Consider the following 5,777-nt stretch of genomic DNA (forward strand, 5'->3'; position numbering starts at 1 on the left):
ACGTCAGCTTCATCTCCCTGAAGACCGTGCTGCCCGTGGCGCTGTCGCTGGCCGCAGCACCAATGAGCCTGCTGGCGCTGATCAAGCCGCAATTCGAGGCTGACAGGAAGCACAACAAGAAGGGCATCGTCCGCGACGCCGCCGTGCACCGGGAGATCTGCGACGACATTGCCGCCTTTGCCGCTTCGCTCGGCTGCACCGACATCGAGATCTTCCCCTCGCCGATCACGGGCGGCGACGGCAATATCGAATTCTTCCTGGGCGCGCGCCGTGGTTGAGCGTCTCACCATCGACCATGTCGGCCATCGCGGCGACGGCGTCTGCCTCGACGCCGGCGAAGCGATCTACGTGCCCTACACGCTGGGCGGCGAGACCGTTGAGGTCGATCACGTCGTAGGCAACCATCCCGACCGCCGCAAGCTGCTCGCGGTCGACGTCGCAAGCCGGGAGCGCATCGAGCCGTTCTGTCCGCATTTCGGCGTTTGCGGCGGCTGCGCCATCCAGCACTGGTCGACCGAGCCATACCACGCCTGGAAGCGCGGCATCGTGGTGGAGACGCTGGCGCAGGCCGGCATCGATTGCGAGGTGGCGCCGCTGGTCGATGCTCATGGCGCCGGGCGCCGGCGCGTCACGCTGCACGGCCGCTTCGGCACGCATGATATCCTCAAGGTCGGTTTCTCCGCGACGAGCTCACACGACGTCATCCCGATCCATCGCTGCCCGATCCTCGATCCCGCACTCGACGGCGCGCTCGATGCCGCCTGGGCGCTGGCGGAGCCGCTGACGTCCAAAATGCCGGTGACCAAGCCGCTCGACATCCAGATCACCGCCACCGCCAACGGCCTCGATGTCGACGTGCGTGGCTCCGGCCCGCTGCCAACGCCGCTCGTCACCGCGCTGTCGCGCGTCGCCGAGCAGCACCGCCTGGCGCGGTTGACGCGGCATGGCGAATTGGTGCTGCAACGCCTGGCGCCGACAATAAAGATGGGCCGCGCTGAGGTGACGCTGCCGCCGGGCTCGTTCCTGCAGGCGACCGTCGCGGGCGAAGAGACGCTGGCAGCGCTCGTCGCGGAACGCATCGGCAAGGCCAAGGAGGTTCTCGACCTCTTCTGCGGCGTCGGGCCGTTCGCCTTGCGGCTCGCCGAAAAAGCGCGCGTCACCGCCTATGACAACGACGCCGGCGCTGTCGCAGCGCTGGCAAAAGCCGCGCGCACGCCGGGCCTGAAGCCGATCAAGGCCGAGCCGCGCGATCTGTTCCGCCGCCCCCTGGTGCCGCCGGAGCTGCGCGACTTCGACGCCGTGGTATTCGACCCGCCGCGCCAGGGCGCGCAGGCGCAGGCGCTGAAGCTCGCCGCGAGCAAGGTACCCGTCGTGGTCGCGGTGTCCTGCAACGTCGCAACCTTTGCCCGCGACGCGCGGCTGCTGATCGACGGCGGTTACAAGATCGACGCCGTAGTGCCGGTCGATCAGTTCCGGCACACGCCACATGTGGAGCTGGTGGCGCGGTTCAGCCGGTGACGTTGCACGCGCCCGCTCACCCTCGTCCGGGCCGCTATGCTGACGGCTCGAATTGCGGCTGCCATCGCAACAAATAGGACTGCAGCGAGCGCACCGCGATCGCCAGCAGGATGCCGACGAACATCATGACGAAGATGGCGACCATCATCTCGCTGGCATTGGCGCGCGCCTCCGCTTCGATGATGAGCTTGCCGAGGCCGCGCTCGGCGCCGATGAACTCGCCGACGATGACACCGATCAGCGCGAAGGACACCGCCGGCAAAAGCGAAGCGAACACCCAGGCGAGCGCGGACGGGATCACGACGGTACGCAGCACGGTGAATTCGCTGGCGCCGAGCAGACGGGCGGCCGCGATCTGGTCGCGGTCGACGGCGCGCGTTCCCTCGAAGGTGTTGAAGAACACCACGAAGAAAACGACGAGCCATGCGGTCGCGATCTTGGAGAGGTCGCCGAGGCCGAAGATCAGGATGACGAGCGGCACCAGCGCAATGCGCGGTATCGAGTTGAGCGCCACGATGTAGGGCCCGAACACGCGGGCAAGGAAGTCCGAACGGCCGAGGATCAGGCCGGCCGCGATGCCGCTCGCTGAGCCGAACAGAAAGCCCCACCAGGTATTCTTCAGCGTGACGAGCGTGGCGAGCCACAGATTGTTGTCGTTGCCCCTGATGCAGGCGGCAAAGCCGCCGGCGTCAGAGAAGCAGCCGAGCCGCAGAAAGCTCTGCCAGATCAGCGACGGCTTGGCGACGAAATAGGGATCGAGGATTTTGGGCACGTAAGCCCTCGGCAGCAGCGCCTTGCTCCATTCAAAGCCCCACTGCCAGATGACGAGCACGGCCGCGAGAATGGCCAATTGCCAGAACAGGATTACGGTGCGGCTGTTGGACATGGTCAGTCGGCCCTGGTGCGGCGGAATTCTTCGCCGAGGGAGTGCCAGATGTGAGAATAGAGGCGGCCGAATTCGGCGCTCTCGCGCACGGAAACGGGATCGCGCGGCCGCGGGATGGCGACGTCGAAGTCCTCCTTCAGGCGCCCGGGCCGCGCCGAAAGCAGGATGATGCGGCTCGCCAGCGTCAAGGCCTCGCCGAGATCGTGCGTCACGAACAGCACGGTCTGCCGCTCGCGCTCCCAGATCTCCAGCAGCGTCTTGTGCATCTCCAGCTTGGTGTGGGTGTCGAGCGCGCCGAACGGCTCGTCCATCAGCAGGATCTCAGGCTCCAAAATCAGCGTGCGCATCAAGGCGACGCGCTGACGCATGCCGCCGGACAGCATGCGTGGAAAGCTCTGCGCAAAGCCCGAGAGCCCCGCCTTCTCGACCGCCGCAGCGACGCGCCCGGCGCGCTCGGCCTTCGGCAATCCCGCGATCTCCAGCCCATAGCCGATGTTCTGCTCCACGGTTCGCCAGGGAAACAGCGTATCGCGCTGGAAGACATAACCGACCCTGGGGTTGACCTTGCCGGTCTCGACGGTGTCCTGATCGATCAGGATACGTCCACCCGAGCGCGGCAACAGCCCCGCCACCATGTTGAGAATGGTGCTCTTGCCGCAGCCGGACGGGCCGAGCAGCGCGACGAACTCGCCCTGCTTGACCTCGAAGGAGACGTCATCCACTGCCACGAACTCGTGGCCGGACGCGTTGAAGCGCTTGGCAAGTCCCTGCACGGCGATGCGGGTGCGTGCCGCTGTCGCTTCATCCTCGTCGCGCGCGAGCGCAAGACCCTGGCCCGGCGCGGCGATCATTTGTACGTCGCCCTGGCTGCCTGGAGGAAGCTCATGTCGACGACATCCTCGTATTTGGTCTCGGGAATATCCGTGCCCTTGCGGTACCAGGGCTTGGCGCCGCGTTCGAACGCGGGCTTGTCGATGACACCGTCATAGGCCCAGGTCGACTTGTCGAAACCGAGCTCGGCGCTGACCGCATCGGGGTCGATGCCCGAGAAATACTTCGGCGTGACCAGCGCCTGCACCTCCGCGAGCGGCGCAGCTTTCACGAACGCCATGGCGCGGTAGATCGCATTGACATAGGCCTGCACCAACGCCTTGTCCTGCTCGACCGTGTCCTGGAGCGTGTAGATCACGAGCACGGGCAGCGCGCCGCCGAAATCCTTCTCGAACACGCCCGGCTTGGACGTGTCGTAGATCGTCCTGCCAAAGCCCTTCTTTTCGACCTCGACGATCCAGCTCGGCGGCGCCATGATGGCGTCGAACTGCTTGGTCTGGAGCGAGGGGAACATCGTGTTGGGCCCCCCGCCCGCGACCCAGTTCACCCTATCACCGAGCCCGCGCGCCTCGAACACATAGGTGCCGAACACCCAGGTGCCGGAGCCGATGGCGGTGGCGGCAACGATCGCCTTGGCACCGTCAGGCCGCTTGTAGTCGGCAAGCTTCTCGACCGAATTGATCCCGCTGTCGTAGAGGTCCTGCCGGACCATGATGTTGGCGTAGGAGCACACCATCTCGGTGGCGAGCAGGATCTTGCAGGGCTTACCGCGGGCGCCGAGCTGGAGCGGGTGGCTGGCATCGCCGTGCGCGAACAGTGCCTGCCCCGCCGCCAGCGTCTGGCGTCCGAACGTCCCGGCATTGCCGGTGACGAGCTTTGAATCGAGCCCCTCGTCCTTGAAGTACCCCTTCAGCTCCGCAATCATGCCGATGGCGTAGACAGGCGACACCGGTCCGAAGGCGAGCGAGACCTGCTTGCTTTGCGCAAGCAATCGTCCCGGCAACAGCGATGCTCCGGCCAATGCGGAGCCCGCGATCAGCGCCTGGCGCCTGGTAATGCTCATATGCTCCTCCTCCCTTGTCTCTTGTCCGATACGCCGATCGGTCAGGACGGCGCGACCTTGATCGTCCCTGCCTGTCGCAGCGTGTCGATCTCGTCCGGAGACATGCCGATCTCGCTCAGTATCTCGCTGCTATGCTCGCCGATCCCAGGGGGATCATAGCGGTTGGGCAGCCGCCTTCCGTCCATGGAAATCGGCAACAACGGCGTCTTGGCCTCGTTACCGTCGGGCAGCCGAATGGCGGTCAGGCCGCCGGACTGGTTGAGATGCGGATCATCGAAGAGATCGCCGGGCTTGTTGACCGGCGCATAGGGAAGATCGAGCTGCTCGAGGCGCGCGGCAAGATCGGCCTTGTCCCACTGCTTGAAGATCTTCGCGATCTCGGGGATCAGCCAGCCGCGATGATCGACGCGGTCGTTGCTCGTTGCAAAGCGCGGATCAACGAGCCAGGCTTCACGATCGAAGGCGCGGCAGAACGCCTCCCATTGCTCTTCACCGACGATGGTGACGAACAGCTTCGAGCCGTCCCTGGTGTCGAAGAGATCGTAGACCGGCCATGGGCTGTCCTTGATCGAATACGGGATCGACGGCTGGCCGCTGACCACTTCGCACATCATGGCCTGCGCCATCAGGAACACGTTGTTCTCGTACAGCGCGCTCTGGATGTAGCGCCCCCGGCTGGTCCGCTGCCGCTCGGCCAGCGCAGCCTGGATCGCGATCACGCCGAACATGCCGCCCATGACATCGTTGACCGAGGCCCCGGCACGCATCGGGCGGTCAGGCAGGCCGGTCATGTAGGCAAGGCCCCCCATCATCTGCACCACCTCGTCGAGCGCGAGGCGGTTCTCGTAGGGGCCGGGCAAATAGCCCTTGAGCGAGCAATAGATCAGGCGCGGCGCGAAGGCCGCGACGCTCTCGTAGTCGAGGCCGATCCGCTTCAACAGGCCCGGCCGGAAATTCTCGATCATGACGTCGCTGCTCTCGATCAGCCTGCGTGCGACGTCCTGGCCTTCCGCGGTCGACGTATCCAGCGCGATGCTGCGCTTGTTGCGGCTGTAGGTGGCGAAGAAACCGGCGGCTGGGCCCTTGAAAGTGCGGGTGCGGTCGCCCTTGGGCGGCTCGACCTTGATCACGTCGGCACCGAGATCGGCGAGGATCAAGCCGCAGCTCGGCCCCATCACCATCTGACTGAACTCGATGACACGAATGCCGGCGAGCGGGCGAAGCTCCGATGCCGTCTCACGCGCAACCGGCGTCATGCCGCGCTCCGCAGGACTTTGGGAATGCCGGCCTCGTGCAGATGCCCCGTCAAGTGTTTTGCCGGGATATGGCGGGCGAGAATCTCGCGCGTCTGCATCAGACGGTCGAGGTCGATGCCAGTGGAGAGGCCCATGCGCTCCAGCATGAACACGAGGTCCTCGGTGACGATGTTGCCGCGCGCACCGGGGGCAAAGGGGCAGCCACCGAGGCCTGACACGGCGG

6 protein-coding genes and 1 pseudogene are annotated in these 5,777 nt (G+C 65.7%); 2 read left to right on the forward strand and 5 right to left on the reverse strand.

Features of this window, described 5'->3' with window-relative positions:
* Together IC66_RS0133305 and IC66_RS0133310 are read left to right on the forward strand one after the other, a co-directional pair.
* Nucleotides 1-278, forward strand: a 278-nt coding sequence (locus tag IC66_RS0133305) for an SAM-dependent methyltransferase (RefSeq protein WP_038950544.1), incomplete at its 5' end; no start/stop codon positions are given.
* The gene (locus IC66_RS0133310) at nucleotides 271-1,518 is read left to right on the forward strand and encodes a class I SAM-dependent RNA methyltransferase (protein WP_038950545.1); all 1,248 of its coding nucleotides are present in this window, start codon (nucleotides 271-273) and stop codon (nucleotides 1,516-1,518) included. The genes IC66_RS0133305 and IC66_RS0133310, both read left to right, overlap by 8 nt.
* Before the next feature lie 34 nt (nucleotides 1,519-1,552).
* On the opposite strand, the gene IC66_RS0133315 is transcribed toward IC66_RS0133310, so the two are convergent.
* The 5 genes and pseudogenes from IC66_RS0133315 to IC66_RS0133335 form a co-directional block, all read right to left on the reverse strand.
* Nucleotides 1,553-2,404, reverse strand: coding sequence for an ABC transporter permease (locus IC66_RS0133315; protein WP_028144208.1), 852 nt, complete (start codon nucleotides 2,402-2,404; stop codon nucleotides 1,553-1,555).
* A gap of 2 nt (nucleotides 2,405-2,406) precedes the next feature.
* Complete coding sequence (locus tag IC66_RS0133320) at nucleotides 2,407-3,255, reverse strand: ABC transporter ATP-binding protein (RefSeq protein WP_028144207.1); 849 nt, start codon at nucleotides 3,253-3,255, stop codon at nucleotides 2,407-2,409.
* The gene (locus IC66_RS0133325) at nucleotides 3,252-4,298 is read right to left on the reverse strand and encodes an ABC transporter substrate-binding protein (protein ID WP_038950546.1); all 1,047 of its coding nucleotides are present in this window, start codon (nucleotides 4,296-4,298) and stop codon (nucleotides 3,252-3,254) included. The genes IC66_RS0133320 and IC66_RS0133325 overlap by 4 nt, the downstream gene beginning before the upstream one ends.
* A gap of 41 nt (nucleotides 4,299-4,339) precedes the next feature.
* Nucleotides 4,340-5,554, reverse strand: coding sequence for a CaiB/BaiF CoA transferase family protein (locus tag IC66_RS0133330; protein ID WP_038950548.1), 1,215 nt, complete (start codon nucleotides 5,552-5,554; stop codon nucleotides 4,340-4,342).
* Nucleotides 5,551-5,777 (reverse strand): annotated as a pseudogene (locus tag IC66_RS0133335) (hydroxymethylglutaryl-CoA lyase); the annotation flags it as partial. The gene IC66_RS0133330 and the pseudogene IC66_RS0133335, both read right to left, overlap by 4 nt.

The organism is Bradyrhizobium genomosp. III (assembly GCF_000261705.1).
Lineage (GTDB): Bacteria > Pseudomonadota > Alphaproteobacteria > Rhizobiales > Xanthobacteraceae > Bradyrhizobium > Bradyrhizobium ottawaense.